23 protein-coding genes are annotated in these 25,858 nt (G+C 67.4%); 11 read left to right on the forward strand and 12 right to left on the reverse strand.

Annotation, left to right across the window (positions count from 1 at the left end):
* Positions 1-48: 48 nt before the first annotated feature.
* Genes ACZZZF_RS05465 through ACZZZF_RS05480 form a run of 4 tightly spaced genes read left to right on the forward strand, consistent with a single transcriptional unit; the run spans position 49 to position 4,448 of the window.
* Positions 49-2,334, forward strand: a complete 2,286-nt coding sequence (locus tag ACZZZF_RS05465; protein ID WP_463497436.1) for a hypothetical protein — start codon at positions 49-51, stop codon at positions 2,332-2,334.
* Positions 2,335-2,371: 37 nt separating this feature from the next.
* The gene (locus ACZZZF_RS05470) at positions 2,372-3,127 is read left to right on the forward strand and encodes a glycosyltransferase family 2 protein (RefSeq protein WP_285363049.1); all 756 of its coding nucleotides are present in this window, start codon (positions 2,372-2,374) and stop codon (positions 3,125-3,127) included.
* Positions 3,124-3,522 carry a DUF2304 domain-containing protein gene (locus tag ACZZZF_RS05475; RefSeq protein ID WP_053095630.1) on the forward strand — a complete coding sequence of 133 codons (399 nt, stop codon included), beginning with the start codon at positions 3,124-3,126 and terminating at the stop codon, positions 3,520-3,522. The genes ACZZZF_RS05470 and ACZZZF_RS05475 overlap by 4 nt, the downstream gene beginning before the upstream one ends.
* The gene (locus ACZZZF_RS05480; protein ID WP_463497438.1) at positions 3,519-4,448 is read left to right on the forward strand and encodes a glycosyltransferase; all 930 of its coding nucleotides are present in this window, start codon (positions 3,519-3,521) and stop codon (positions 4,446-4,448) included. The genes ACZZZF_RS05475 and ACZZZF_RS05480 overlap by 4 nt, the downstream gene beginning before the upstream one ends.
* Positions 4,449-4,475: 27 nt before the next feature.
* Here ACZZZF_RS05480 and ACZZZF_RS05485 read toward each other — a convergent pair whose 3' ends face one another.
* Positions 4,476-5,498 (reverse strand): glycosyltransferase, encoded by a 1,023-nt coding sequence (locus tag ACZZZF_RS05485; RefSeq protein ID WP_463497441.1) that lies wholly within the window; start codon positions 5,496-5,498, stop codon positions 4,476-4,478.
* 88 nt (positions 5,499-5,586) lie between these two features.
* Here ACZZZF_RS05485 and ACZZZF_RS05490 point away from each other — a divergent pair, with 88 nt between their 5' ends.
* Positions 5,587-6,849, forward strand: a complete 1,263-nt coding sequence (locus tag ACZZZF_RS05490) for a lipopolysaccharide biosynthesis protein (RefSeq protein WP_072591035.1) — start codon at positions 5,587-5,589, stop codon at positions 6,847-6,849.
* Entirely contained in the window at positions 6,842-7,615 is a 774-nt protein-coding gene (locus ACZZZF_RS05495; protein WP_053095626.1) for a glycosyltransferase, read from the forward strand. The genes ACZZZF_RS05490 and ACZZZF_RS05495 overlap by 8 nt, the downstream gene beginning before the upstream one ends.
* A gap of 31 nt (positions 7,616-7,646) precedes the next feature.
* Here ACZZZF_RS05495 and ACZZZF_RS05500 read toward each other — a convergent pair whose 3' ends face one another.
* The 4 genes from ACZZZF_RS05500 to ACZZZF_RS05515 are packed head-to-tail and all read right to left on the reverse strand — an operon-like array spanning position 7,647 to position 13,052.
* On the reverse strand, positions 7,647-8,537 hold the full coding sequence (locus ACZZZF_RS05500; RefSeq protein ID WP_463497443.1) for a glycosyltransferase: 891 nt from the start codon (positions 8,535-8,537) through the stop codon (positions 7,647-7,649).
* The gene (locus tag ACZZZF_RS05505) at positions 8,534-10,474 is read right to left on the reverse strand and encodes a DUF6541 family protein (RefSeq protein ID WP_463497446.1); all 1,941 of its coding nucleotides are present in this window, start codon (positions 10,472-10,474) and stop codon (positions 8,534-8,536) included. The genes ACZZZF_RS05500 and ACZZZF_RS05505 overlap by 4 nt, the downstream gene beginning before the upstream one ends.
* Positions 10,471-11,373 (reverse strand): glycosyltransferase family 2 protein, encoded by a 903-nt coding sequence (locus ACZZZF_RS05510; RefSeq protein ID WP_056278153.1) that lies wholly within the window; start codon positions 11,371-11,373, stop codon positions 10,471-10,473. The genes ACZZZF_RS05505 and ACZZZF_RS05510 overlap by 4 nt, the downstream gene beginning before the upstream one ends.
* Positions 11,367-13,052 (reverse strand): glycosyltransferase, encoded by a 1,686-nt coding sequence (locus ACZZZF_RS05515; protein WP_295103261.1) that lies wholly within the window; start codon positions 13,050-13,052, stop codon positions 11,367-11,369. Before ACZZZF_RS05515 ends, ACZZZF_RS05510 begins: the two co-directional genes overlap by 7 nt.
* A 144-nt stretch (positions 13,053-13,196) precedes the next feature.
* On the opposite strand from ACZZZF_RS05515, the gene ACZZZF_RS05520 reads away from it, so the two are divergent.
* Both ACZZZF_RS05520 and ACZZZF_RS05525 read left to right on the forward strand, forming a co-directional pair.
* The gene (locus tag ACZZZF_RS05520; RefSeq protein ID WP_082297772.1) at positions 13,197-14,117 is read left to right on the forward strand and encodes an ABC transporter permease; all 921 of its coding nucleotides are present in this window, start codon (positions 13,197-13,199) and stop codon (positions 14,115-14,117) included.
* Positions 14,101-14,844 (forward strand): ABC transporter ATP-binding protein, encoded by a 744-nt coding sequence (locus tag ACZZZF_RS05525; RefSeq protein ID WP_463497448.1) that lies wholly within the window; start codon positions 14,101-14,103, stop codon positions 14,842-14,844. Before ACZZZF_RS05520 ends, ACZZZF_RS05525 begins: the two co-directional genes overlap by 17 nt.
* A 53-nt stretch (positions 14,845-14,897) precedes the next feature.
* On the opposite strand, the gene ACZZZF_RS05530 is transcribed toward ACZZZF_RS05525, so the two are convergent.
* Positions 14,898-15,971 (reverse strand): glycosyltransferase, encoded by a 1,074-nt coding sequence (locus ACZZZF_RS05530; RefSeq protein WP_372984653.1) that lies wholly within the window; start codon positions 15,969-15,971, stop codon positions 14,898-14,900.
* Between the two features lie 109 nt (positions 15,972-16,080).
* Here ACZZZF_RS05530 and ACZZZF_RS05535 point away from each other — a divergent pair, with 109 nt between their 5' ends.
* A complete protein-coding gene (locus ACZZZF_RS05535; RefSeq protein ID WP_463497451.1) occupies positions 16,081-17,841 on the forward strand; it encodes a DUF4012 domain-containing protein in 1,761 nt (586 codons plus the stop codon).
* 143 nt (positions 17,842-17,984) lie between these two features.
* The gene (locus ACZZZF_RS05540; protein ID WP_053095618.1) at positions 17,985-18,566 is read left to right on the forward strand and encodes a hypothetical protein; all 582 of its coding nucleotides are present in this window, start codon (positions 17,985-17,987) and stop codon (positions 18,564-18,566) included.
* 189 nt (positions 18,567-18,755) lie between these two features.
* Here the strand turns inward: ACZZZF_RS05540 and ACZZZF_RS05545 are convergent, their stop codons facing one another.
* From ACZZZF_RS05545 to ACZZZF_RS05570, 6 genes are all read right to left on the reverse strand, one after another.
* On the reverse strand, positions 18,756-20,126 hold the full coding sequence (locus ACZZZF_RS05545; RefSeq protein ID WP_463497453.1) for an LCP family glycopolymer transferase: 1,371 nt from the start codon (positions 20,124-20,126) through the stop codon (positions 18,756-18,758).
* Positions 20,127-20,206: 80 nt separating this feature from the next.
* On the reverse strand, positions 20,207-20,674 hold the full coding sequence (purE, locus tag ACZZZF_RS05550) for a 5-(carboxyamino)imidazole ribonucleotide mutase (protein WP_053099056.1): 468 nt from the start codon (positions 20,672-20,674) through the stop codon (positions 20,207-20,209).
* Positions 20,675-20,783: 109 nt separating this feature from the next.
* Positions 20,784-21,908 (reverse strand): 5-(carboxyamino)imidazole ribonucleotide synthase, encoded by a 1,125-nt coding sequence (locus tag ACZZZF_RS05555; RefSeq protein WP_053095616.1) that lies wholly within the window; start codon positions 21,906-21,908, stop codon positions 20,784-20,786.
* Positions 21,909-21,998: 90 nt separating this feature from the next.
* Entirely contained in the window at positions 21,999-22,553 is a 555-nt protein-coding gene (locus ACZZZF_RS05560) for a PH domain-containing protein (protein WP_056278146.1), read from the reverse strand.
* Positions 22,554-22,610: 57 nt separating this feature from the next.
* Complete coding sequence (locus ACZZZF_RS05565; protein WP_372984649.1) at positions 22,611-23,375, reverse strand: biotin--[acetyl-CoA-carboxylase] ligase; 765 nt, start codon at positions 23,373-23,375, stop codon at positions 22,611-22,613.
* 1 nt (position 23,376) lies between these two features.
* A complete protein-coding gene (locus ACZZZF_RS05570; protein ID WP_072591026.1) occupies positions 23,377-24,660 on the reverse strand; it encodes a CDP-glycerol glycerophosphotransferase family protein in 1,284 nt (427 codons plus the stop codon).
* A gap of 153 nt (positions 24,661-24,813) precedes the next feature.
* Between ACZZZF_RS05570 and ACZZZF_RS05575 the strand changes: the two genes are divergently transcribed.
* Positions 24,814-25,839, forward strand: a complete 1,026-nt coding sequence (locus ACZZZF_RS05575; protein WP_053099055.1) for a glycosyltransferase — start codon at positions 24,814-24,816, stop codon at positions 25,837-25,839.
* The last annotated feature ends 19 nt before the right edge of the window (positions 25,840-25,858 follow it).

A 25,858-nucleotide genomic window follows, 5' to 3' on the forward strand; every position in this document is an offset into this window, starting at 1 on the left:
ACATCGTTCACACTGGCATCGTCTGTGCATTTCCGTCACAATGAGCAGGTGACCGGCTCAAAATCCCCCCACCTGCTCGGCCTCATCGCCAGTGCAGCGGCTGTCGTCTTCGCCGCATCCCTGCTCGTGGCGACGCCGGCCAACGCCGTCGCGCCCTCCTCCTCCGGCGCTCTGTCGACTGCGGGGGCCACGCTGACATCCTCGACCGCGGTGACGGGTTCCGCGGACGCATCCATCCGGGACACCGCGAACCTCGCGCAGTTCAAGCCGGGGAACATCATCTCCGATGGCGTGTTCTTCCAGAGCGACACCATGTCCGCCGGCCAGATCGACTCGTTCTTCCGCGGGAAGGTGGCTTCGTGCCGAGGTGGGTACGTCTGCCTCAAGGACTACCGTCAGAACACACCGAACCGTCCTGCGGACAGCTACTGCCGCGGATACTCCGGAGCGCCGAACGAGTCGGCGGCGACGATCATCGCGCGGGTCGCACAGTCCTGCGGCATCAACCCGCGGGTGCTCATCGTCATGCTCGAGAAGGAGCAGAGCCTCGTCACGCACACGTGGCCGAGCACCTGGCGCTTCGACATGGCCCTCGGCCAGGGGTGCCCGGACACGGCGCCGTGCGATCCGGCCTACGCAGGCTTCTTCTACCAGATCTACGGCGCCGCCCGGCAGATGCAGATCTACGCCGAGGGACGCTGGTTCACGTACTACGCGCCAGGGAAGACCTGGAACATCCTCTACCACCCCAACCGGGCCTGCGGGTCCGCCCCGGTCAGGGTCGAGAACAAGGCGACGGCCGCTCTGTATTACTACACGCCCTACCAGCCGAATAGGGCGGCGCTCAACGCCGGATACGGCACCGGGGACGGATGCTCCAGCTACGGCAATCGCAACTTCTACCAGCTCTTCACCGATTGGTTCGGCAGCACTCAGACGACGGGCGCCGCTCCGGCCACCCTCGCGCAGGTGCCGGGTCGCGCGGAGATCTACCTCGTGCAGTCCGGTGTCCGCCACCATGTCGTCGCTGCCGAGGACCTCGCCGCACTGCGGTCGAGGCTCGGCGGTGCCGTGTCCGTGGCCGCGGCGTACCTCGACCCGATGCCCGAGGGCAAGCCGGTCACGCGGTACGTGCACGACCCTCGGACCGGGACGCTGTACCTCCTGGAACCGGACGGCACCCGCCATCGCTTCGTCGACGCTGCTCAAGTCGCCCTGTTCGGATACGCGTTCAGCTCGTACGTCAACCTCACCGGCACCACTGCGGACCGATTCTCCGAGGGCGCCCCCGTCGGTTCGTTCTTCCGCTCGGGGGCGGACCCCGAGGTCTACCTCTACCAGGGCGGTCTGCGCAGGCATGTGGCAAACCAGCAGACCTGGCTCGAGGTCTCCAAAGGAACATCCGGGTACGTCGCGTCGATGAAGCCGTCCGCGGCCGCATCGATCGGCAACGGGCTCCTCGTCATCAAGGCGAACAGCCTGATCCGCGCCGCGGGAACCCAGGATGTGTTCCTCACGCTTCTCGGCGACCGCCTGCTGCGCGTACCGAGCACCGCCCTCGCCCGTGAGTTCGGCGCTGCCGGCATCACCGTGGTGCCGAGCAGCTCGGTCGCAGCCAACACGAGAGTCGGTTCGACGCTCACCCCCGTCGTCTCGTGCGGCAGCAGCACTCTGATCGCCGCGGGCGGCAAGCTCCATCCGGTGTCGGGCACGCAGTATGGCGGCATCAAGCCGACCACGCTGGGCAGCGGGGAATGCGGCGCGATGCCCCGCTCGAAGACCACGGTCTCCGCACCTCTGTTCATCCAGCCGCAGGGAGCCCCGGAGATCTACGTCGTCTCGGGCGGCACGCTGCGTCATGTGCCGTCCCCTGCCGACCTGCTGGCCCTCAACGGGTCCAGGCCGTTGAAGGTGCTGCCCTGGTCACCGGCCACCGTCGAATGGTTCGGCACCGGTGCGGCGAACCTGCCCGAGAAGTCGTTCGTGCGCTTCACCGGGCGCGAGGAGATCTACCGATACGAGAACGGGACGTTGCGTCACGTCCGCAGCATCACGACCCTGCTCCAGCTGAACGGGGGAACCGCGCCGCGCGAATACGTGCTCCCGGGTGATCAGCTGTCGCGATACAAGGTGGGATCCCCTCTGCTGACCAGCGGAACCGACTTCGTGCAGTTCACCGGCGCGCCGGAGATCTACTTCTACGAGAACGGCAAGCTCCGGCATGTGACGTCGATCGGGGTTCTCCTCCGGCTCGGTGGAGGGCGCGCACCCGCAGTGCTCCAGCTCGCCCCCGCCTTCAAGGCCGACTACGCCATGGGCGCTCCGATCACGTGATCGTCGCGTTCGGCCGATCGGATAGGATCGGTGAACTATGAGCTTGTCGTCGGACCGTGTCCTCGTGATCGTCCCCGCATGGAACGAGGCCCGCAACGTCGGACGCACCGTGCACGAGATCCGGGCAGCGAGCGCCGACTTCGATCTGCTCGTCGTCGACGACGGATCGACCGATGACACGAGCGCGGTCGCGCGAGAGGCCGGCGCCACGGTCATCTCCCTCCCCTTCAACCTCGGCGTCGGCGGAGCGATGCGCACCGGCTTCACGTACGCGAAGCGCCACGGCTACACCCGGGCCATCCAGGTCGACGCCGACGGCCAGCACAACCCCGTCGACATCGCGCGAGTCCTCGACGGTCTCGACACGGCGGACATCTCGATCGGCGCACGTTTCGCGGACGTCGGCGACTATTCGGTTCGCGGCCCGCGCCACTGGGCGATGGTGTTCCTGGCCAAGACCGTGTCCCGGGTCGCGAAGACCCGTCTGACAGACGTGACGAGCGGCTTCCGCGCTGCCAACAGCAGAGCCATCGAACAGTACGTCCGCTATTACCCCGCCGAGTACCTCGGCGACACCATCGACTCGCTCGTCGCAGCGTGCCACGCCGGATTGACGGTGACGCAGGTGCCGGTGGCCATGCGGCCGCGCGTGCACGGCACCCCGAGTCAGGGCCCGATCGGAGCATCGATCTACCTGCTGCGTTCGGTGTTCACCCTCGGCCTGGCGATGCTGCGACGACCCGGTTCGACGAGTCGGTCCGCATCCGTGGGCGAACCGGAGGTCGCACGATGATCGTCATCGTCGGGATCGCTCTCGCTCTCGTCATCCTCGCACTGGTCTTCTGGATGCTGCTGACGCGACGTCTTCGCGAGAAGTACGCGGTGATGTGGATCGTCATCGCGCTGAGCGTCCTGCTGCTCGGGATCTTCCCCCAGCTCCTGCTCTGGGCGACATCGCTGCTCGGTGTGCAAGTGCCGGCGAACCTGCTGTTCGCTCTCGCGATCACCCTGCTCCTGGGAGTCGCGCTGCACCTCTCCTGGGAGCTCTCCCAGGCAGAGGACGAGATCCGCCGCGTCGCGGAGGAAGCGGCGCTGTCGCGCGCGGAGATCGACCGGTTGGATCGCCGCATCGCCGCTCTGGAGGCTCAGCACCGCGGCCGCGACGCCGACAGCGCTCCCCCGGCATGACGTCCGGAGCCCCGAGCGCCGATGTCTGGGGCGTCGTCACCGTGCATCGCCCGGCACAGGTGCCTCCGCTTCTGGGAGATCTCGCTCCGCAAGTCACCGGTATCATCGTGGTCGATGACGGCAGCGGTGCAGAGTTCGACGTGATCCGCGCGGACATCGCATCGACCGGTGCGCAGGTGATCACGTTGGAGAGCAACCGCGGCATCGGTGCGGCACTGAATCACGGCATCCGCTGCGCCATCGAACACGGCGCGAGCGCGGTCGTGACATTCGACCAGGACTCGACCATCGCCCCCGGCTTCGTCGCCGCTCTGGGCGCCGCGCACGAGCATGCGCGCACGCACGGCGTTCCCGCGGGCCCCGTGGTTCCGGAGTTCTTCGCGGACGTCTCCCAGGCCGGGTCATCGACGCCGCAAGGAGTGGTCCACGCCGCCCACGCGATCCAGTCCGGCATGTATCTTCCGTCAGAGGTGCTCGAACGGGTCGGGCTGATGGACGAAGCCCTCTTCATCGACCTCGTGGATACGGACTTCGAGATCCGCTGCCTGGATGCCGACCTGCCGTGCATCGTCGCCCCCGGCCTCCGCCTGCCCCACCGCCTGGGTGCACGCTACCGGGTACCCGGCCCGCTCGGAGCGGTGCTTCCCACCCTCACGCTGAGCACGCCGTTCCGGTACTACTACAGGGCGAGGAATCGGATCGTCGTGGGACGGCGGCATCCGCGTCATCGGGCGCGCCTGCGTCGCGACGCGCGAGCCGACTACGCGTACTTCCTCATCGCGTGGATGCTGGCCAGGCCCCGATCCACCATGCGCAAGCTGCTCATCGCGGGGTTCCGTGACGGACGCGCTGAGCGCCTGGGCAGGATGAGCCCGGAACTCGCCGCTGACGCCGCTCGAGTCACCTGGCGCGCGCGCCCTGTGTGACCGGCGCGAGATCTGCGAACGGACCGCTCAGCGTGCCACCGTCGGAGTGCGCCGCCGGCCCCGGATCAGCCACCCCGCTGCCCAGCTCGCGACATAGGCGATGACGAAAGGCGTCGGGACGGCCCGCGCGCGGCGAACCCTCCGCAACATCCCCAGAGTCACCGGCAGTCGCCGACCCGAGCCGAAGAGCCGATCCAACTCGATCGCGCGTGCCGCGCGGGGATCACGCTCCAGGAGCGTCTGCGCCATGAGCTGGCGCCACCCCACATAGATCCAGAACAGCATCCGGGTCATCGCGGACGGCGTCGCCGCCCCCTCGTACCGCACGGCGAACGTGACGGCATTGCCCCAGGCTCTCCGCAGAGTCGCGATCGGTCCGAGTCTCAGCCTGCTCGGGTCGCCGAACACGTTCGCGGAGTGCTGCACGTAGTCCTGCACGACCTCATCCACGATGCGACCGCCTCCCTGCGCCATCCCGACGACAGCAAGCCAGTGATCGTGCGCGACCGTGTGTGAGGAGAGGCGGGGAAACGGCAGCGCCGTCGTCAGCAGGTCTCGGCGGAAGAGGCACAACGAACCGGTGAACTGATTCACGATCATCGTCGATGCCGGGTCGAGCTGCCGGCGGTCGGTGAATCCGAGCACCTCGTCACCGGGATGGGACACCAGACGCGCCTGCCCGGAGACGATCGCCGAATCCGAGAGGTACGGGAGCAGCTTCTCGAGCTTGTCGGGATACCAGAAGTCGTCCTGGTCGCTCAGCGCCACCCACTCGGTCTCGGCGGGCACCGCTGCGAGACCCCTCTCGAAGTTCATGTAGAAACCCAGGCGTCTGCCGTCCGCGACGATGCGGAAGCGCTCGTCCCCGGCCGCGACCTCGGCGACGACCTCCTCGATGGTCTCCAGTTCTCCGTCGACGGAGATGATGCACTCCCAGTCGGTGACCGTCTGATCGCGAATCGAGGCGAGCTGGCGGGTGAAGAGTTCCGGGAAGGTCGGTAGGCGGCGAGCACGATGACACCAACCATGGGACCCTGACCTCTCGTTCACGCCGACTCAAGTAGTCTAGGGTCGCACGCGTTCACGTCCGCGCCATCCGGAATGGTGTCGGGCCGCAATGGTCCGAGGAGTCCCATCGATGAAGGTTCTGCTGTCACGCTTCGCGGGCTTCAGCGCCGTTCCTCTGATCTCATTCATCGCGCCGCTGTTCCTGCTGCCGATCATCCCGAACGTCTTCGGTCTGGCGGCGTGGGGCTCCGTGGGCACGGCTCAGGCCGTGGGAACCGTCTGCGCGATAGTCGCGGGATTCGGCTGGAACATCTCGGGCGGAGCGCGCATCGCGCTCAGTGCCGACGACGACGCCCGACGTCAGCTCTTCGGTGATTCGTTCTGGTGCCGCGGACTGCTCGTCGTCGCGGCGGGACTCGTCGGTGCCGCCCTCAGCTCGGCCCTGGTTCCCCCCGAGTTCCGCCTTGTCGCCGCCCTCGTCACGCTGGCTACCACCGCCGCGGCCATGACCGTCGTCTGGTACGCAGTCGGCGTCGGGGATGCGCGGGTCGTCCTGCTGTTCGAGACCGTGCCGGTGAGCCTCAGCGTCGCTCTCGCGATCCCGCTCCTCCTGCTCACCGAGCAGCTGCTGTGGTATCCGGTCCTCACTCTGATCGGCTTCCTCACCGGCCCGTTGCTTCTGAACCTCCGCCTCTACCGACGACCCGTGCCTCCGTTCGCCGGGCGGCGCATCCTGCGCGCATATCGCGCGAACGTCTCGGTCGCCGCGGCCGAGACGATCGGCGGAACCTACACCTCTGCGCCCATCCCGCTCGCCCAGGGCCTCCTCGGCGCGACGGCCAGTGGTCAGGCGACCTCCGCCGACAAGTTCTTCCGCATCGCCCTCTTCGCCGTCACGGTGCTGTCGAACACTCTGCAGAAGTGGGTGCTCGAAGTGTCTTATGCGCATGGCCGGGCGCGCCGCCATCTCGTGGCATTCGGCCTCCACACAGCCCTCGCTCTCTTCGGCGGTACGGCGCTGGCTCTGCTCGGTCCTGTGCTGTCCACGCTCCTGTTCGGCCGGGCAGCGACGCCCGAGATCGCCGTGTTCCTGGGCTTCGGCGCCACCTTCGCGCTGACGAGCCTGACGACCCCCTTCATCCGCAACGTCCTGGTGCCGGCCGGCCTCAACCGCTACGTGCTCTACGGCACCCTCGGCGCCGCTGTCGTCGGAGTGCCGCTCATGATCTGGGCGTCCCAGTGGGGTCTCAGCGGGATCATCGCCGGCCTCGCCGCCTCGGAGCTCGTGATCCTCGCCGTCGTCGGGTCGGCCGGAACACATCATCTGCTGCGGGAGAGGCGGGCGGCTTTCGCTCTCGTGGCACCGTCTGAGGGAGGAGTCGCACATGACTGAGACCGTGTGCGTATGCATGGCGACGTACAACGGCACAGGGTATCTGCGCGAGCAACTCGACTCGATCCTCGCGGGACTGCGGCCGGACGATCAGGTCGTCATCGTCGACGACGCGAGTACCGACGGCACCGTCGCCCTTCTCGAGACATACCGCGATGCGCGCGTGACCGTGTACAGAAACCCGAAGAACCTCGGTTACGTCAAGACGTTCGAGCGTGCGCTGTCGCTGGCGGACCGTGACGTCATCTTCCTCTCCGACCAGGACGATGAGTGGGTCCCCGGGCGTCGCGACCTGTTGGTCGAGGCACTCCGCGACCGCTCGATCGCCGCCGGCGACCTGGTGCTGCTCCCTGACGACTCGCCACTGAGCTCGCCGCTCACCGGACGACCCTGGCGCCTCGCTCCGCTGCCCTCGGGCGGATCGCTGGCGAACGAGCTGCGTCTGCTGGCCGGCGATGCCCCCTACTACGGCTGCGCGATGGCGATCCGACGTGAGGCCTCGGAGCTGATCCTGCCTTTCCCGGGGTTCCTGGTCGAGTCCCACGACCTGTGGATCGCGACGGTCGGCAACACGGCCCGTGTGCTCGCGCATGTGCAGAGCCCGGTTCTGCGACGTCGGCTGCACGATGCCAATGCGTCGGCACCGAGGCCACGGGGTCTCCGCAAGGCTCTGCAGTCGCGGTGGATGCTTCTCCGTGCCTGGCGCGAGGCATCACGTCGCGTCGCCGCGGCACGGCGACTCAGCCGAGGCCGCTCAGCCCCGTAGACAGCGGCTGAGCAGTTTCCCGTGCCGACCCTCAGCGGGGATCCGCGACGTGCGCCAGGGCCGACCGCACACCCCGCGCCGTGCCATGCCTCAGGACGAGGGGCAACGCGGCGATCCCGTGCAGACGGGACATGAGACGTACTCTCGCGGTCCGCGCTGTGCGGCTCCACCCCCGCGCAGCGGCCGATCGACGCGCGATGCGGTAGTACCGACGCTCGTCGAGGAAACGACTGCCGTCGAGCAGCGTCTTCTGAGACGCGCTCGCCAGATGACGCCGATAGGAGAACGCGAGCGGCGGCGTATACGCCAGCGTGCCCCCGTCGAACGCGATGTCCATGAGGAGAGCGAGATCCTGGATGACGGCGAGGTCATCCGTGAAGTCGATCCTGCGCAGCGTCTCGACCCGCAGCGAGAGCGAGGGCCAATACAGCCAGTTGCCCCGGATCAGCGTCGTGGCCATGTCAGGGCCGTTGAACACGGTGATCCCCTGGCCCTTCGGGGTGAGCAGGCGCTGCTTGATCCGATCGACGAGGGGCAGCACGACCGCGCCGCGCTCATCGATGACCTGGACTCCCGGCTGGATCACATCCGCGTGGGGCACGGCACGCGCCGCGGCGCGGACGACCGCCACGTAGTTCGGGTGCAGGAGGTCGTCGCAGCCGAGGATCGTGACGAAGTCCCCGGACGCGCGGCGAACCGACTCCCGGAAGTTCTCGGTGATCCCGACGTTGTGCTCGTTCCGGGTGTAGATGATCCGCTCGTCCGACTCCTCGTCGAAGTGCGCCGCGACGGACTCATCGGGATAGCAGTCGTCGATGACGGTCAGCCGCCAGTCCGGATCCGTCTGGGCGCGCACCGATTCGACGGTCTCGTAGAGCTGTTCGGGGTCTCCCCAGAAAGGCACGAAGATCTCGTACGTCATGACCCGAGTCCGCACGAGACGATCTTGTAGAGCTTCGCATCTCCGCGCTGCTCGACGAGCTCGACGTAAGGCGAGCTCTCGAGGTCGTCGAGTCCCGAATAGTCGCCGTCGTTCTCCTGGAAGTCGCCGTCGGCGCTGAAGTCGAGGACGTACGCGACACCGGTGTCCTCGAGGGCGTCGCACACCTGCGGAGAGTCGCCGTCTGTGTTCAGCTTCGTGTTGATCGCCTCGGCGTCGTCCGTGAGATCCATCAGGAGATGCGGCATGAGGACGCGTCGTCCGCTCACGCCATAGGCGAAGGACGCTCCGGTCCACGGGTCTCCCGCGATGACGGCGTCCTCGGGAACGAGCTCGTCGAGATCCTCCATGAGATCGAGCTCGTCCGGAGACAGGATCGGCCCACCCGGTCGCAGCTCGTAGGTGAACTCGATATCTGCTGCGGCCTGCCGGATCGCGGCGTTCTGGGTGACTCCGACGAGTACGATCACGACGACGGCGATCAGGACGATCGGCAGACGCTCGGAGAAGCGCCGCACCGGCGCGAGCAGGCGCTGGCGAAGAAGCCACGTGACCAGCACGATGCCACCGAGCGCAGCGAGCGGGAGGACTCCGATCGCCCAGAACGCGGCGATACGAGGCGGGTTGTTGTACCACGGGGCCGTGAACCAGAACCGGAGCGTCTCATACGGTGACGCCGACACGATGATATAGAGCACGGCGGAGATGACCGCCATCGCCAGGACCGACCACCGCGCATAGGTGCCTCGGCGGATCACGCTGTACGCGCCGATGATCATCAGAGCGGTGATCCCGAGCGAACTCGGGTAGCCGTACACGCTCGCCGCGACGACCTCACCGATGGAGTCGGGCACGGTGTTGATGATGGGCCAGTAGATCTGGCTTCCGGGGGGACGCACGACCTGCAGGAGGACCACGCCGACGGCGGCGTAGGCGACGAGCAGGCCGATCGCGATCACCCGCGGGCGTCCGGGAGCCCTCATCTGATGCAGAAGCCTGGCGAGGACGAAGGGCACCGTGAGAGCGACGACCGCCATGAGAGCCCCGGGGTGCGCGACACCCAGGCCCGGCACGACGAGCACCAACAGCAGGGCCCAGTCCTGGCGACGCGACACTCGCCCGGGCCTGAGAAGCCACCAGGCGACGACGATCGCGGCCGGAGCCACGGCCAGGCCGAGGAACAGCGGATAGAGCACCCCGTAGTGCAGGAGCAGGAAGGGGAAGGCCGGGAAGGCGGCAGCCAGAGCGCCCGCGATCACCGTCATGATCTGGTTTCGTCCCAGAAGCTCGCGCACGAGGAACACCGCGCCGATCGGCCAGACGACCGCCGCGACGACGATGATCATCGCATTGGTAGCGAGGGGCACGGATGCCCCGCTCAGAGCGACGACGATGGAGACGAGCGCGTGCCATCCGGACGGGTAGAAGGGGACGCCGGCCGGCGACGTCATGCTTCCCAGCCACAGCGGCGATGCGTTCCCGGTGTCCAGGACGTACTGCACAGCGTTCAGATGGAAGAAGTTGTCGTAACGCTGTGAGAAGAACTCCGGGTCGTGCATGCTCCGCACGAGCACGAACGCGATCAGCGCAGCGGGCACTGCGATGGAGACGATGATCGCGACCAGCTGCCTCGCGCTCACGTGCGTGCGTGGTCGCGCCGGGACTCCGACGTGCTTCGACCAGAAGAAGGCGGCGAGCGACGCCACCGCGGTGAGTACGAGGACGGGCAGGATGCTCCATCGGATTCCCACGAAAGGCGCTGCGATGGCGGCGACCGCGACGAGGGAGACGCTCAGCGCCGGTGCCAGCGCGAGGAGTCTCATTCCGCGCAGGCGGAGGAGGAAGCCGAGCAGGAGTCCCGGGAGGAAGAGAAGAGCTCCGGTGACGATCAGTGCGGGCAGGATCGAGACCCAGCTCACGCCGCCTCAGCCTCCGGGTAGCGGACCTTCGGATTGAAGGTGATGCCCTTCAGCCACTTGCCGAGCAGCTTCGCGCGCAGATCCAGCGGGACGCGACCGCGGTGCAGGCTCACGAAGAGCCGTGCGCCGAACTCGATGAAGTACAGGAATCCGCGATGGTGCAGCTGCCAGGAGGCCTCGTTGCGCACGCCGTACGAGAACTTCCAGAGGCTCTTGCGGTCGACCATCGCGAAGTTCACTCCGCGGTTGTCGCCCATGTCGTGGACCACGACGCTGTCGAGCACCTGCACGCCCGGGCAGCGAGCGGTGAGGCGAAGGGTGTACTCGCGGTCGTCGAACCAGATGAAGTACTCGGAGTACGGAAGCCCGTACTCCGCGATCGCCCAGCGTGGAATGAGCACGGAGACGAACGAGCACGCTGTGACCATGACATTGTTCTGGCCCTTGACGAGCAGACGGCCCCAGTCCCACGTCGTCACGGGGTTGTTCATCTCGCAGATGCTGCCGTCGGTGAACTCGACGACGGAACATGCGAAGGGGACGTCGCCGCCGAGTTCCTGGACGGCCCCGTCGAATCCGGCGATGAGGCTCTCGAGCGCTTCCGGCTTCGGATAGCAGTCATCGTCCATGATCCACACGTGGTCCGCGCCGGAGGCGTATCCGCGCAGCATCCCCTCGGAGAAGCCACCCGCTCCCCCGGAGTTGGTCGACATGGTCACGACTTCGAGGGGGACGGACGTCTCGAGGGATGCCAGGTACTCCGCCGTGCCGTCGGTCGAGGCGTTGTCGATGACGAACAGCGTCTCGACGGCGTGCGTCTGCGCCTCGATCGATGCGATCACCGTCTTCAGCTTCTCGAGCCGATTGAACGTGACGACCACTCCAGCGACACTCACCATGAGCCCACCTCTTCCTTGAACCATGAACTCGCGGACTGCTGGGACAGCAACTTCTTCTCCGCCTTGCGCTCCTTCCGCCACAGCGCTTCCCTCGACTCCTCGTCGTCGACGAGCGGGGCCACCGCCTCGGCGAGTCGACGGGCGGCGACACGTGCGTGACGCGGAACCAGAGCGGATTCGGGGATGATGTCGCTCTGTGCCCCGACATCCGTCGAGATCACGGGCACACCGTGTGCGATCGCCTCGAGCGTCGTGAGCGTGAGTCCCTCATTGTGCGACGCGACGACGAGCACATGCGCTTCATCGAGCGTCTCGGAGACAGGGGTGTCCGAGCTGCGTCGGACGATGTCCTCCCCCAGCCCCTCGGCACGGATGATGTCATCGACCCAGCTCGACAGCTCGCCGCCGCCGTGAAGGATGAAACGCAGCGAGTATCCCTGGCGCTTCAACCGCCTCGCCATGGTGATGTACACCTCGGGCGCCTTCTGCCGGGCCATCCGGCCGATGAACGCGACGGTGAACTGCTCACCCGCGGTCCGCGGACGGAACACGGCATCCTTCGGCTTCACGGTGAGTCCGCCGAGCGGTGCCATGACCACACGGTCAGCAGGGATGCGCTGCACATCGGTCATCCAGCGGGCGAGGCTCGGCGAGATGACGTGATGCGTCGTGATCGATCGGGACGCGATCGCACTGCTCAGCGGATACCCGCCGCCGGTGTACTCGACGATGTGAGTGCTGTCGATGATGGGGATGCCAGGACGCGAGGCGGCGATCCAGGCGACCCGGTCGTACAGCCACTGATTGTGGTGGATGACGACACCGCGCACGTCGAAGGTGCGCAGCAGCGAGCGGAGCAGCGGTTCGACGCCGGCGGTCTGCGAGGTGACGGTGGGCTCGGAGAACGGGATGAGCAGCGCTCCGTCGAGCTCGGGCCGTGTGACCCATGGCTGGTGAGAGTCCCGATTGGTCAGCACGATGGGAAGGAAGCCGGCCTCGCGCACCAGACGCACCGTCTCGAACGCCCAGAGTTCGGCGCCACCGAGCTCGAACCAGTGGAGTCCGATGATCACGGCCTTCGGCGCCCCGTCGAGAACCGGGCCGGCCGGCACGATCACGTCGTCCTCGTGTGCGCCCCCCGGACGGAACTCCGCCTCGTAATCGCGAGGCTCGATGGCCGTCGTGAGCTTGCGGCGGAATCTGAGCAGCGAGAGGTCCCGGGCGTCGTCGTAGAGCAGCGGCGCGCGCGACTTGACGCTCCGTGCGATCCGGCCGACCAGGCCGGGACGCTGCGGGCGGTAAGGGTCCGAGTCGAGCACATCGTCGGATGACACGTGCAGATGCCTGGCGGGCGACGCCACGAGACGGGCCGAGGCCGCTTCCGCACGCTCGCGCTCACGCTCTTCGACGGAGACGGAGCTGACGATGTCGAAGCTCCCGATGCGGTGTCGGTTGTTCCTCGAGAGTCCGTCGAACGTGCTGTCGTCGGTCAGTCGAGGCGTCGTCTCCACCGAGCCGTCGTAGAGATGGATCCGCAGCTTTCGCTGAGGTGCCATGAGCGCGTGGAAGTTCAACGCGCCGACGAGAAGGCGGCGTTCGCGCTCCGACAGATCGGCGCCCGTCTGCGGGTCCTCGAAGCGGAAGAGTGCAGGCTGATCGAGAGCTTGAAGAGGTGTCACGGATACAGTTTGCTTTCGGATCGACGGACGCACGAGACCTCCGCGATCCTACCAGCGGCCCAGCCCCTGACCCTGGGTTGCGCCTGTGCCGCGCGTTCGGACGCATCCCCATCGATCTGCCAGGGACACCGCGCGGAGGATCGTATGATTGCTCTCGGTGCGCCCGAGACCGTCGGCGCCTCGGAAGGTGGAATCGCGGTGCAACAGGCTCGCACAGCCGACGACCAGAGAATGACGACTCCTGGCGCGAATCGAGGGCTCCTCGAGGTCTTCCGGCAACGGCATCTCCTCTCGCTCATCGTGCGCAAGGAAGTCCAGATCCGGTATCGGGGTTCCATCTTCGGCTGGCTGTGGTCGTACGTGAAGCCACTCGTGCAGTTCGTGGTGTTCTTCGTCGCGATCGGCGTGTTCCTCGGCCTGAACGACCGCGTCGACTACTTCCCGATCTATCTGCTCTCGGGCATCACCGTCGTCACCTTCTTCAACGAGGCGTTCTCCAACGGCACCCGGTCCCTGGTCGACAACGCGGCGCTCATCAAGAAGATCTACCTGCCTCGCGAGATGTTCCCGATCGCCAGCATGATGATCGCCGCCGTGAACACGGTGCCGCAGATCATCGTCGTGATCGCCATCTCGCTGTTCTTCGGGTGGGCGCCCACCTTCGCCTCGCTCGGCGCCATCCTTCTCGCACTCGTCATCATCGCCGTGCTCGCCAGTGGCCTCGGGCTCTTCTTCGGGTCGATCAACGTGACGTTCCGCGATGCGCAGAGCTTCGTCGAGATCATCGTGATGGTCGCGATCTGGGCCTCCCCCGTGATGTACGAGTGGACGCAGGTCGCCAATGTCGTACCCGACTGGCTCTTCGTCCTCTATCGACTGAACCCCATCACCGCCGCCGTGGAGCTCTTCCACTACGGCGTCTGGTTCCCGCTCGGGCCTGACGCGTCCCCGCTCCCCGACGTGTGGATGTACGGGCTCATCGCCCTCGTGACGTCTCTCATCGCGCTGGTCATCGGCCAGCTCGTCTTCCGCCGACTGGAGGGCCGCTTTGCCCAAGATCTCTGATGCGCAGCCACTTCCGCGGATCATCATCGACGACGTCCACAAGACGTTCAAACTCCGGCACACGCATTCGATCAAGGAGACGGCTCTCGCCGCGATCCGTCGCAAGCCGCTGACGACCGACTTCCACGCCCTGGACGGCGTGTCGTTCGACATCCAGCAAGGCGAATCCGTCGCTCTCCTCGGTTTCAACGGATCGGGCAAGTCGACGATGCTCAAGCTGATCTCGGGTGTTCTCGAGCCCGATGCCGGCACCGTGCTCACTCGCGGCCGCATCGCCGGCCTGATCGAGGTCGGCGCGGGGTTCCACCCCGATCTGTCCGGACGCGAGAACATCTTCCTCAACGCCGCGATCCTCGGCATGAGCAAGAAGGAGACCGAGGCTCGGTACGACGAGATCGTCGCGTTCAGCGAGATCGAGCAGTTCATCGACACCGAGGTGAAGCACTATTCGTCCGGCATGTTCCTCAGACTCGCGTTCTCCGTGGCGATCCACACCGAGATGGACGTCCTGCTGATCGACGAGATCCTCTCGGTCGGCGACGAGCCGTTCCAGAAGAAGTGCCTCGCTCGCGTGCGCGAACTGCACGCTGAGGGGAAGACGCTCGTCGTGGTCAGCCACGACCTTTACATGGTCTCGAACCTGTGCGACCGCGGCATCCTGCTTCAGAAGGGCAAAGTGCGCTTCGACGGACCGAGCGCGGAAGCCGTCGAGGTCATGCGCTCCTGAGAGCGCTCGGACGCCGGCGCAGCGCGCTCGGCGACCGCGCGCGGATGTGCGTCTCAGAGATCCGCGTGGAGTCCCCACACACGCTCGGCCGCGCCGAGCCAGGAGAACGACCTCGATCGATCCGCGCCGAGCACGCTCAGACGCCGTGCGCCGTCGCCGACCGCATCGACGACGGCCTCGACCATCTCGGTCGACGGCACGATCGCGCCCCCGTCAGCGATCACATCCTGATGGACTCCGCTGTCGACGGCGACCACCGGCACACCGAGGGTCATGGCCTCGACCGCACGCCATGGCCACGCAGCGCGTGGGCTGGTCGCGACCAGCGCCGACGCCCCGGCGAAGACGGCCGCCCGATCCTCCGTCGACAGAGCGCCACGGATGTGGGCCCGTGCTTCAGGCAGCCCTGTGGCCACTGCGACCTCGACGAGTCGCGGTTCTGCCCCCTCCGGAGCGTCGAGCACGACGGCATCCCTGCCGGATGCGACAGCTGCCCGGAAGCCGTGCTCGAGCGACTGCGCCGATCCGGTGAGCAGCACATACCCTTCCGTCAGGGACAGAGCGGCTCGTCGTTCTCGCGCGTCGAGGGGCATCACCAGAGCAGTTGGGGCGGCCCCAGGGATGACGCGAATCCGTCCGCTCAGCTTCGCGATCTCCGCCAGTCGCTCACCGACCGAGTGGGAGGGCACCACGACGGCATCCGCGTGCTTGACGGCTCGCTTCAGCATCGCCCGCTGCCAGGCGACCACGGACTTGGTGAGCGAATCCGGCTCGTCCCACGCCTGCAGATCCCACAGGGTGACTGTCGTCTGATCGAGGTCGTGCAGGCGGTCGTGACGCACCAGCGGAGCCATCAGGGTCGGCGAGTGGATGAGCCCTCCGCCCACCCCGGGGACGATGCCCAACTGCCAGGACGCCGCGAGCTCGCGCCGCGCGAGTGACAGTCTGCGCACGTCGACCAGACCCGGGATCTGCACGTCGACGCCCGACGGGACGATGGCCTCGACCTCGCACCCGGAGGGGGCGGTCGAGATGAGCGCAGCGGTGAGGTCCGACGCCGCTGAGGCGTGGTCCGCGTGCACGACATGCGTCAGCTGATCCAGAACAACACGCAGCCGAGCACCCATGCGACAACAGTAATCGCCCACCCGCCCCGAACCTGGGAGCAGCACCGGGTGCGCGGAGGATTGCGGGGCCGTCCGCCGCCGATATCTCGCTTCGTGCTTGAATGCAGGGGTGAGTGACGGACGCCTGCCTGTACGTCGTCGATGGTTGCGGTGGACCATCGGCGCGATCGTGACCCTCGTCGTGCTCGCGATCGGCTGGGTCGGCATCCGTGGGATCGGAGCCGTGAACGATCTGCAGCAGGTCTCGGCCGCGTCGTCGAAGCTCAAGCAGGCGATCGGGCAGGGCGACCTCGACACAGCCGCAACGCTCTCTGCGCGCATCGCTCACCACGCACGGTCCGCGCACGACCTGACATCCGATCCGATCTGGTCAGGCTTCGGTCTGCTGCCCTGGCTCGGACCGAACTTCTCGGCGGTGAGCGACGTCGCCGAGATCGCCGACGACGTCGCGTCGGACGCGCTCGTTCCGGTGCTGGCCGCCGCTGAGGAACTCGATCTGGCGAGTCTGGGACTCTCCGGCGGAGTGGTAGATCTCACGCCTTTCGCGCAGATCGAGCCCCCGTTGGCTGAGGCGAGTGCCACGCTGACCTCTGCGGAGACGCGAGCGCTCGACATCGACGCGGGCGCGACGATTCCTCCGCTCGCCGATGCCGTGAGAGAGATGCGATCGGCCGTCACGCAGGCTGCCACCGTCGTGGGAGCGCTGCATGGAGCGTCCGCGCTGCTGCCGAGCATGCTCGGCGGAGAGGGTCCCCGCAATTATGTGCTCGCGATGCAGAACAATGCCGAGCTGCGATCGTCCGGCGGAATCATCGGGGCGATCGCCCTGCTGCACGCCGAGAACGGCCGGATCACGCTCGTCCAGCAGGCCTCCGTTCCGGATTTCCCCTCCCTCGACACGCCGCTGCCGTTGAGCGAGTCGACCGTCGCCCTCTTCGAGGACAGCCCCGGTCGGTATATGCAGAACCTGACGAGCATTCCGGATTTCACGGAAGCAGGCCCCGCGATCGCGGCACGATGGCAGAACCGATTCGGGCACCCCATCGACGGCGTCATCGCGGTCGACGCCGTGATGACGGAGAACCTCGTCGCAGCCACGGGCCCGCTCACCTTCGGGCCGTTCAGCGCGACGAAAGACACCGTCGTGGGCCTGCTGATCTCGGAGATCTACGCCAGCGTGCCCGATCCGGCGGCGCAGGATGAGATCTTCTCCCAGGCGGCGGGAGCGCTGCTGTCCGCTGCGCTGACCGAAGCGGCCCCGAAGGATCTCGTCGCCGCCCTCGCCGAGTCGGCCGATGAGCGACGCATCCGCATCTGGAGCGCGCATGAGGGCGAAGAGGCGATCCTGTCGGCGTCGACGCTCGGCGGGGCGCTGCCCGAGGACGGCCCCCAGACCCACGTCGGCGTGCTCTTCAACGACACGACCGGCGGGAAGATGGACTTCTACGCGGACGCGGCCATCACGACGTCGATCGGCACGTGCGACGGCGAACCGACCACGCAGGTGACGGTGACCTGGAAGAACGACGCGCCCGCGGACGCCGGGACGGCGCTGCCGCCATACGTGACCGCTAACGGGTTCTACGGAGTACCCGCCGGGTCGACCAGGACCCTGATCACCGTGTACGGCCCCGAGGGCGCGACCCCGTCTCATATCGATCGCGACGGAGAAGAGGTCAGTGTGCAAACGGCTCTGCTCGGCTCCCGCTCCGCCGTTCAGCACGAGGTGCTGCTGGCTCCGGGCGAATCGTCGACGATCACCGTCGAATATCAGGGAACCGGCGCCGGAGAACGACTGACGGTGGTCGATCACACGCCCATGGTCACCGCACCCGACGTGTCCCGCGAACAACTGCGTTGCACGTCGTGACTTTCCTGATTCGATGATGTAGGGTCATTCTCACTGGGGAATATCTGAGTTCTGCAATTCTGTCGTGGGGACAGGAAGAGCTCACGCAGTCGGATGCAGGGGTGTATCCGAAGGCGATTCCGCGTGTATTTCTGGGGAGAATCATGCTGAAGAAACTGGCTGCCATCAGCCTTACCGCTGGCGTACTCGTGCTCATGGCACCTGCTGTCGCCTCCGCCTCACCGGTCGTTCCGACCGAGTCCGACTCGTATGCCGGCACGCCGCGGGTGAGCGTCGATGATCCGATCATCGACATCTGCGAAGTGTCCACCGTCGTCTTCGGCGCAGGCTATTTCCTGCCGTCTGAGAACGTCGGAGTGTCGGTCTCTGGCCTCAACGCGGGCGACTCCGCTGTCTCGGGCAACACGGCCGCGGCGGACGGCAGCCTCGTCGTCACCTTCCGCCCGCCGGCCGACGGCGAGGGCTCCTACGCACTCGCCTTCGACGGGTCGCGGTCGTACACGGCGACGATCACCGTCTCGCACGGCCACGATTCAGCGGTGAGCTGCGACCACGATCCCGGTGTCGCGGCCGCGGGCACGGAGCTTCCGCTCACCGGCGGCGGGCTCGAGCTCGCCCTCACGGGCGGCAGCGTCTCGCCGTGGGTTCTCGGAGGTGGGGCAGCTGCTCTGGTGGCTGGTGGAGTACTCGTCGCCACAGGCGTCACGCGCCGTAAGCGCGCCTAGGTCAGGTCCCCGCTTTCAGCGGGAACCGACTGGACGACGGTGATCCCTCCCCCTCCGATCACCGTCGTCTGGTGAATCCGGTCCTGAACCGGAGGCCCACGGCCGCCACCTTCACTCTCAGGTGGCGGCCGTGGGCTCACTCATGTGCACCGGCCGTTCGAGGGAGAACATCCCGATCGACGTCACCGATCACGGAGTCGGCGTCGGCGTCTCCGTCGGCGGGTGCAGCGTCTGCCGGACCAGCTCGTGGATGTACCCGTAGTCAGGGGTGTGCTCGTCCACCCCGTTGTCAGGAGTGAGCTCGATCGTGGTGACGGTCTGCTCCCGGGCCTTCGTCATCAGGTCGAAAAACTCGGGCAGCTTGTCCTGAGGCAGATCGGTGCTGATCAGCGCGGTACCCGCGGCGGCCACCTCGTTGAAGCGCGTGAGCACCGTCTGCGGGGTGAACTGCGCGAGGATCGCCTCCTGCAGTTCGCGCTGGCGCTTCATCCGATCCCAGTCGCTCGTCGTGTACCGCGATCGCGCATACCACTGCGCCGTGTCACCGTCCATGTGCTGCTCGCCGACCTCGATCCACCCGATCGCCCATGCGTCGACGTCATACGGGTCGGTGCCCTCGGGTGGGCCACCCTTGGGCAGCCGCTCCGTCACAGTGATGTCCACACCGCCGAGCGCGTCGACGAGCGCAGCGAAGCCGTGCATGTCGACGAAGACGTAGTACGGGATCTCGATGCCGAGAACGCCCTCCGCCGCATCCTTGGTCGCCTCGATGCCGGGATCGGAACCGTGCGATGCGGCGTCCGGGTACAGGCCGGTGCCGTTGTCGTCACGGCAGATCTCTGCGGCATTGCGCACGTGGTTCATCCAGCCGTTCCAGCCGCACGCGCTGGAGCTGTGACCCTCGAAGCCGTTCGGATACAGAGCCTGCATCGGGCTTCCCTCGCTGAAGGGTGCATTGGGCAGCTCGCGCGGGATCCCGGTGATCGTCACGGCGCCGGTGGTCGCGTTCACCGAGACCACCGAGATGCTGTCGAACCTCATCGAGTCTCGGCCCTCGCCGCTGTCCGCTCCGAGCAGCAGGATGTTGTAATACCCCTCGCTCGGCGGCAGGCTGGGCCCGCTCTGTCCGAAGATCGTGCTGATCGTTCCCCGGGCTGTGCCGACGTACGACGCCGCGTATGCCGTTCCGGTTCCGACGAGACCGAGCAGAAGCAGGGCGACGAGTGGGATCGCGAACTTGGACGGGCCCGGGACCCTGACCAGTCGGACGAGCCGCAGCACATCGAAGGTGAGCACCACCCACAGCACGAGGTAGGCGATCAGCAGCACCTGGACGAGAGTCAGGATGACCGCGGAGAACCAGCCTCCGCCGACCGTGAGCCACAGCAGCACAGGACGAGCGAACAACGCCAGCCCCGCGCCCACGATCACGAGCAGCCATGCGGTCAGCGTCGCCCCGAGACCGAAGCGTCCGAGCCTGCGATTGCCGGCGAGGACCTGGGCGGAACCGGGCACCAGCAGGTTGAGCAGCACCAGCCACCACCCGCGTGTGGTCATCATCCCCGCATCGGCGGTGTTCGGATGCCGGATCGGGCGGCTCTCGATCAGTGGTCGCGCCGTACCTCGCGGCGGCGCAAGGGTCACAGGGACCCCTTCAGCCGATCGTTCTTCTCCTCGACCTGCGCTTCGAGGTCGAGCGCGTAGGCCTCGACACGATCGGCGAGGTCATCGTCGGAGGTGCCGAGAATCCGCGCCGCGAGGATGCCCGCGTTGCGCGCTCCCGCTATCGACACCGTCGCGACCGGGATTCCGGCAGGCATCTGCACGATGGAGAGAAGCGAGTCCATCCCGTCGAGGTACGCGAGCGGAACGGGGACTCCGATGACCGGCAACGCGGTCATCGAGGCCAGCATCCCGGGAAGATGAGCGGCCCCGCCGGCACCTGCGATGATCACACGGATGCCGCGACCGCGCGCTTCCCGCGCGTACTGCATGAGCTTGTCGGGGGTGCGGTGCGCCGAGACGACCTCCACCTCGTGCGGGATAGCGAAGTCGCTCAGCGACTGAGAGGCGTCGCTCATCACGCGCCAGTCGGAGTCGGAACCCATGACGACGCCGACGAGGGGCGCGGTGGAGGAGTGCAGTGGCTCAGTCACCCACTCAGGCTACGGTCTGGTGCTGGGAGAAACCCCGAACGGCACACCCCTGACCGCACGCTCAGTCGAAGTGCGCCGCCGCGGCGCGCGCGACGTACACCGCGTCGTCGAGGTCGTCGCCCGTCACATTGACGTGCCCGACCTTGCGACCCGGTCGCGGGCTCTTTCCGTAGGTGTGGATCTTCGCCGACGGATGCTCGGACATGGCTCCGGCGAAACGGTCGCCGAGCGTGCCGGTCTGCGGCCCTCCGAGGATGTTCACCATCACGGACCACGCCGCCTGAGGCGCGGTGTCGCCGAGGGGCAGGTCCGCGACAGCGCGCAGGTGCTGTTCGAACTGCCCGGTCACTGCGCCGTCCTGGCTCCAGTGGCCGCTGTTGTGCGGACGCATGGCGAGTTCGTTCACGAGGATGCGCTCATCGTCGGTCTCGAAGAGCTCGACCGCGAGCATCCCGGTGACCCCGAGTCCTTCCGCGATCGATCGACCGATCTCCTCGGCGACCCGGACGAGGCGCTCGGCCGCATGAGGCGCCGGCGCTATCACCTCTGCGCACACACCCCCGCGCTGCACCGTCTCGACCACCGGGTAGGCGACGATCTGGCCGCCCGGACGACGAGCCACCTGCTGCGCGAGCTCGCGCACGAATCCGACCAGCTCCTCGACCAGCAGCGCCTCGCCGTCGGCGAGCCCGTCGAACCAGTCCTGAGCCTCGCCGGCCTCTCGGACCACGCGGACTCCCTTGCCGTCGTATCCGCCGCGGGGGGTCTTCACGACACCCTGCCCGTCGTGCTCGTCGAGGAATGCCTGCAGCTCGGAGGAGTCGCGCACCGGCGCCCAGTCCGGCTGAGGAACCCCGAGCTCTTCGAGCCTCGCCCTCATCAGGAGCTTGTCCTGGGCGAACTGCAGGGCGTCCGGCCCCGGGTGCACGGCGACCCCGTCGGCAACCAGTGCCCGCAGCACCTCCTGCGGCACGTGCTCGTGGTCGAAGGTGACGACGTCCACGTCGCGGACGAACGCGCGGACGACCTCGAGGTCGTGGTAGTCGCCGACCGCCGTCGCGGCGAGCTGCGCGGACATCCCCTCGTCCTCAGCGAGCACCCTCAGCTCGAGTCCGAGTTCGACCGCCGGAGCGATCATCATCCGAGCCAGCTGGCCTCCACCGATCACACCAACGCGCAGCGCCATGGGCCGCCTCCATTTCGTCCTGACCATTCTCGCGCATCAGCGCGAGCGCCGTTCACGCGTCCCGCCCGACCCGCCGACGCGGTACCGCGCTCAGAATCCGGCAGTGCCGTCGTGACCTGACTGCGCATCGCGGTGCGCCAGAATCTGGCTCACCTCGATCTGATCGGCCAGTGTCTCGTGCACGAGCGTCACGTTCGGGACATTGGGCAGACGCAACGGTGCATCGACCCCATTCGAGAGCGTGATCGTTCCGACGCCCCACATCCGCTGGATCATGCCGCGGCGGACGCCGATCGTGTATCCCCGAGCGTGCGACATCTCCCGCCTGTTGCGGGCGCCGATACCGTGATTGACGATGACCCTCCGCGTGGTGAGAGTAACGGAGCGCGAGTACCAGATGACCCAGGGCACGACGACCAACAGGAGGACGATCGCTCCGGCTGCACTCAGCAGCATCCAGTTCTCGAACGGCGCCGGGAGGTTGTCGTAGAAGAAGGACGTCGCACCGAAGACGGCGATGAGCACGAGCGCCGACCAGAAGAGCCTCCGGGCGTGAGTGCGGAACCGGGCGATGAGCAGCTCTTCCGCGGGCGCACCCGGCGGTGGCATCGTCGGCCTTCCGCCGAGAGTCACGGGCTGAGTCACCCCTCCATTGTGCCCGCAACCGCCGACATCGCCGCTCGCGCGCCGGGCGTGTCAGACTCACGCCGGACGGACGTGCACCACATCTCCGGCAGAGATCGACGTGTCGCCGCCCTCCGCCTGCACGACGAGCCGACCGTCCACGTCGAGTCCGGTGGCTCTTCCGACGAGGACGGAGTCGCCGGGAAGGGAGACCCTGACGTCGAGACCGATCGTGGCGCACCGCTCGCTCGCGGCGGCGTGGAGACCGCTCGAGACGGCGTCGCCCGCTGCCGCGAGCTCGGCGACCAGCTGATCGAGTGCGCGCAGGTAGGTGGCGAGAAGCCTGTCGGCGTCGGCCTCGACGCCGAGGATCGCGAAGGACGTCGCGGTCGGCACCGGAAGCTCCGACCCTGTCATCGCCGTGTTCACACCGGTTCCGACGACGACGGCATCCTGAGTCGCCTGCGCCAGGATTCCGCAGATCTTGCGACCGTCGACCAAGATGTCGTTCGGCCATTTGACCGCCACGTCGTGGTCGGGAAGCTGTTCGGCGATCGCATCCGCCATCGCCACTCCGGCCGCGAGCGGGATCCAGCCTCGCGAATCCGCCGCCGAGGGCAGCCTCCGCAGCAGCACGGAGACGGCGAGCGATGCGCCAGGTGCGGATGTCCAGGAGCGGCCGAGTCTGCCGCGCCCCGCCGTCTGGTTGTCGGTGAGGACAACGGACAGGTGCGGCGTCGACGGCGAATCGCGCGCTCGCTCGCTCAAGATGTCGTTCGTCGAGCCTGCTTCGGTCAGCACCTCGAGACGTGAGGCGACCGCGGCAGTGAGTGGAAGGTCCACGTCAGACCTCCTCTTCGTCGGCCTCTTCGTCGTCATCGTCCTCATCGGTGCGCACTGCCCCGATCTCGTTCGCCTGCCAACGATCCCACTTCTGCATGAGCTGCGCGATCGCGGCGTGGAACTTCTCCGTGGCCACTCCGGGGGTCGTGTCTCCGAAGTAGTGCTGCACCCACATGCGCAGCCTCGCGATGGCGACCTCGTCGGCACGCACGCGTTCCACCTCGGCGACGATGTCACCCGCAGCGCCGGCGTCGAGCCATTCACAGTCCGACAGGTAGCCGTTGGTGTCGATCGATGCCCTCTCGTCGGCCGGCCGTGTGATCATCAGCGGCTTGCCTACTGCGAGGCGGTCGTAGACCATCGCCGAGATGTCGACGATCGCGACATCGGCGGCGGCCAGCTGCCATCCGAGCTCCGCGCCGTCGTCGTAGACGTGCTGTGCGGACGGATCCGCGGCGTTGGCGGCCGCGATGGCGGCGATGATGCGTCGGTGCGCGGCACCGTACGCGTCGTCGATCACGCCGCTTCGCGGGTGCGGGCGGTAGATCACGCGGTGCCTCTCCGAGGCGAGCAGCGTCGTGACGAGGGTCTCGCCGTGGGTGGCGATCGACCCGTAGTGCGCGCTCGGGCGGTCGCCCTCCCACGTCGGGGCGTAGAGCACCACGGTGCGCTCGTCCGGAACGTACGGCAGCGTGCCCGAGTAGTGGTCGGCCTGCGGCCGGCCGATCTCGATCGTCCGTCGATCGATGTCCCAGTCCCAGAGAGTCCGTGACAGGCGGTCACGGGCAGCCTGTCCTGCGACCAGGGCGTAGTCGTACGCCTTGTACTGATTGGTCGTCATGTACATCTTGTCCGACTCGCCGTGATTGATGAACACGTGCCAGCGCCTGCCGTAGCGGAACATCTGGAAGTTGCGGGTGTTCTGATTCACGTAGAGGACGACACGGATGTCCTGCGTGCTGAGGAAGCGTTCGAGATCACGGATCGTCGGGACGAAGGCGACGGGAGGACCGGCCTCGTCGAGCAGCTTGTCGGCGCCCGTCGCCGACCGGGACAGCACGACGACGGGCCAGTGCTTCGACAGCTCCACGAGAGGGCGATACCACTGCCGCATCTGGTACATGTTCACGTCGCCGTCGGCGAAGTACACCGCCACCTGGTAGTGCTCCGGCGGGTGCGGTTCGCGCTCGGCGAGGCGCCGCCGCACTCGCTGCACAGCCTTGCGCGAGGCGAGCGCCCGCTTCAGCAGACGGTAGGCCTTCTTCGCATCGGACACAGCACCCATCCCTCCAGGATACCGAGTGCGGCGGCTCGCCCCGCCTGACGCCTTCCGAGATCACCGGTGCCGGGAATCAGCGAACGCGCGAGAAGCGCATGCCATGATCGTCATGTGCCTGACAACGACATCGCCGCCCCGGAGAACGGAGTGTCTTTCGTCATGCCCGTGCTCAACGAGCGCGCCTATCTGGAGCACGCAGTCGCCTCCGTGCTCCAGCAGGAGCTCACTGTCCCGGCCGAGCTGGTGCTCGCGCTCGGGCCCTCCACCGACGGCACGACAGAACTCGCTCAGCGCCTGGCCGCCGGGGACGCGCGGATCCGGCTCGTCGACAACCCCGCAGCTCACATCCCGGTCGGATTGAACGCCGCGATCCGGGCCAGCCGCTTCGCGACCATCGTCCGCGTCGACGCCCATTCCGAACTCGCTCCGGGCTATGCGGCCCTCGCCCTCGCGACTCTCGAACGCACGGGTGCCGCGAACGTCGGCGGTGTGATGCGCGCTGACGGGCGCACGCCGTTCCAGACCTCCGTCGCGCGCCTCTACAACTCCCCCGTCGGCCTCGGCGGCGGGGCCTATCACGGCGGCACCCACGAGGGCGAGGCCGAATCCGCCTACCTCGGCGTCATGCGTCGGTCGGTGCTCGACGAGGTCGGGCTCTTCGACGAGTCGATCCGCCGCGGAGAGGACTGGGAGCTCAACCTCCGCATCCGCCAGGCAGGACATCTCGTCTGGTTCGATCCCGATCTCTCGGTGACCTACTGGCCTCGCGAGAGCTGGCTGCGGCTCGCCCGTCAGTTCCGGGCCACGGGCGCGTGGCGCGGCGAACTCGTGCGACGATACGGACGCCGCAACGGCATCCGGTACTTCGCTCCCCCGGCGCTCGTCGTCCTCGTCGCGGCCGCTCTCCTCACCGGCGTCCTGCAGCTGACCGGCATCCTCTCCGGCGCTCTCTCGCTCGTCGTCGGGGCTGTGGTCTATCTGCCGCTGGTGGCGTATCTGCTGCTCGTGGTGGGCGTCGCCTGCCTTCCCGGCGGTGGCGGGCTGCGCCAGAGACTGTGGACACTGCTGGTTCTGCCCACCATGCACCTCTCCTGGGGCCTCGGCTTCATCGAGGGCGTGCTGCGCGGCGCTCGCGACACGGTGGACGCGTCCCGACTCGGCACCCGCAACACGCCACTCCCCTGACGCGCCGCACCGCCGACCG

This window comes from Microbacterium sp. AC215, assembly GCF_979258645.1.

Bases quoted from the DNA above. Each gene is read 5' to 3' on its own strand.
- ACZZZF_RS05470 (WP_285363049.1), top strand. From the start codon at position 2,372: ATGAGCTTGTCGTCGGACCGTGTCCTCGTGATCGTCCCCGCATGGAAC.
- ACZZZF_RS05475 (WP_053095630.1), top strand. From the start codon at position 3,124: ATGATCGTCATCGTCGGGATCGCTCTCGCTCTCGTCATCCTCGCACTG.
- ACZZZF_RS05480 (WP_463497438.1), top strand. From the start codon at position 3,519: ATGACGTCCGGAGCCCCGAGCGCCGATGTCTGGGGCGTCGTCACCGTG.
- ACZZZF_RS05490 (WP_072591035.1), top strand. From the start codon at position 5,587: ATGAAGGTTCTGCTGTCACGCTTCGCGGGCTTCAGCGCCGTTCCTCTG.
- ACZZZF_RS05495 (WP_053095626.1), top strand. From the start codon at position 6,842: ATGACTGAGACCGTGTGCGTATGCATGGCGACGTACAACGGCACAGGG.
- ACZZZF_RS05500 (WP_463497443.1), bottom strand. From the start codon at position 8,537: ATGACGTACGAGATCTTCGTGCCTTTCTGGGGAGACCCCGAACAGCTC.
- ACZZZF_RS05510 (WP_056278153.1), bottom strand. From the start codon at position 11,373: ATGGTGAGTGTCGCTGGAGTGGTCGTCACGTTCAATCGGCTCGAGAAG.
- ACZZZF_RS05520 (WP_082297772.1), top strand. From the start codon at position 13,197: ATGATTGCTCTCGGTGCGCCCGAGACCGTCGGCGCCTCGGAAGGTGGA.
- ACZZZF_RS05530 (WP_372984653.1), bottom strand. From the start codon at position 15,971: ATGGGTGCTCGGCTGCGTGTTGTTCTGGATCAGCTGACGCATGTCGTG.
- ACZZZF_RS05540 (WP_053095618.1), top strand. From the start codon at position 17,985: ATGCTGAAGAAACTGGCTGCCATCAGCCTTACCGCTGGCGTACTCGTG.
- ACZZZF_RS05545 (WP_463497453.1), bottom strand. From the start codon at position 20,126: ATGATGACCACACGCGGGTGGTGGCTGGTGCTGCTCAACCTGCTGGTG.
- purE (WP_053099056.1), bottom strand. From the start codon at position 20,674: ATGGGTTCCGACTCCGACTGGCGCGTGATGAGCGACGCCTCTCAGTCG.
- ACZZZF_RS05555 (WP_053095616.1), bottom strand. From the start codon at position 21,908: ATGGCGCTGCGCGTTGGTGTGATCGGTGGAGGCCAGCTGGCTCGGATG.
- ACZZZF_RS05570 (WP_072591026.1), bottom strand. From the start codon at position 24,660: ATGGGTGCTGTGTCCGATGCGAAGAAGGCCTACCGTCTGCTGAAGCGG.
- ACZZZF_RS05575 (WP_053099055.1), top strand. From the start codon at position 24,814: ATGCCCGTGCTCAACGAGCGCGCCTATCTGGAGCACGCAGTCGCCTCC.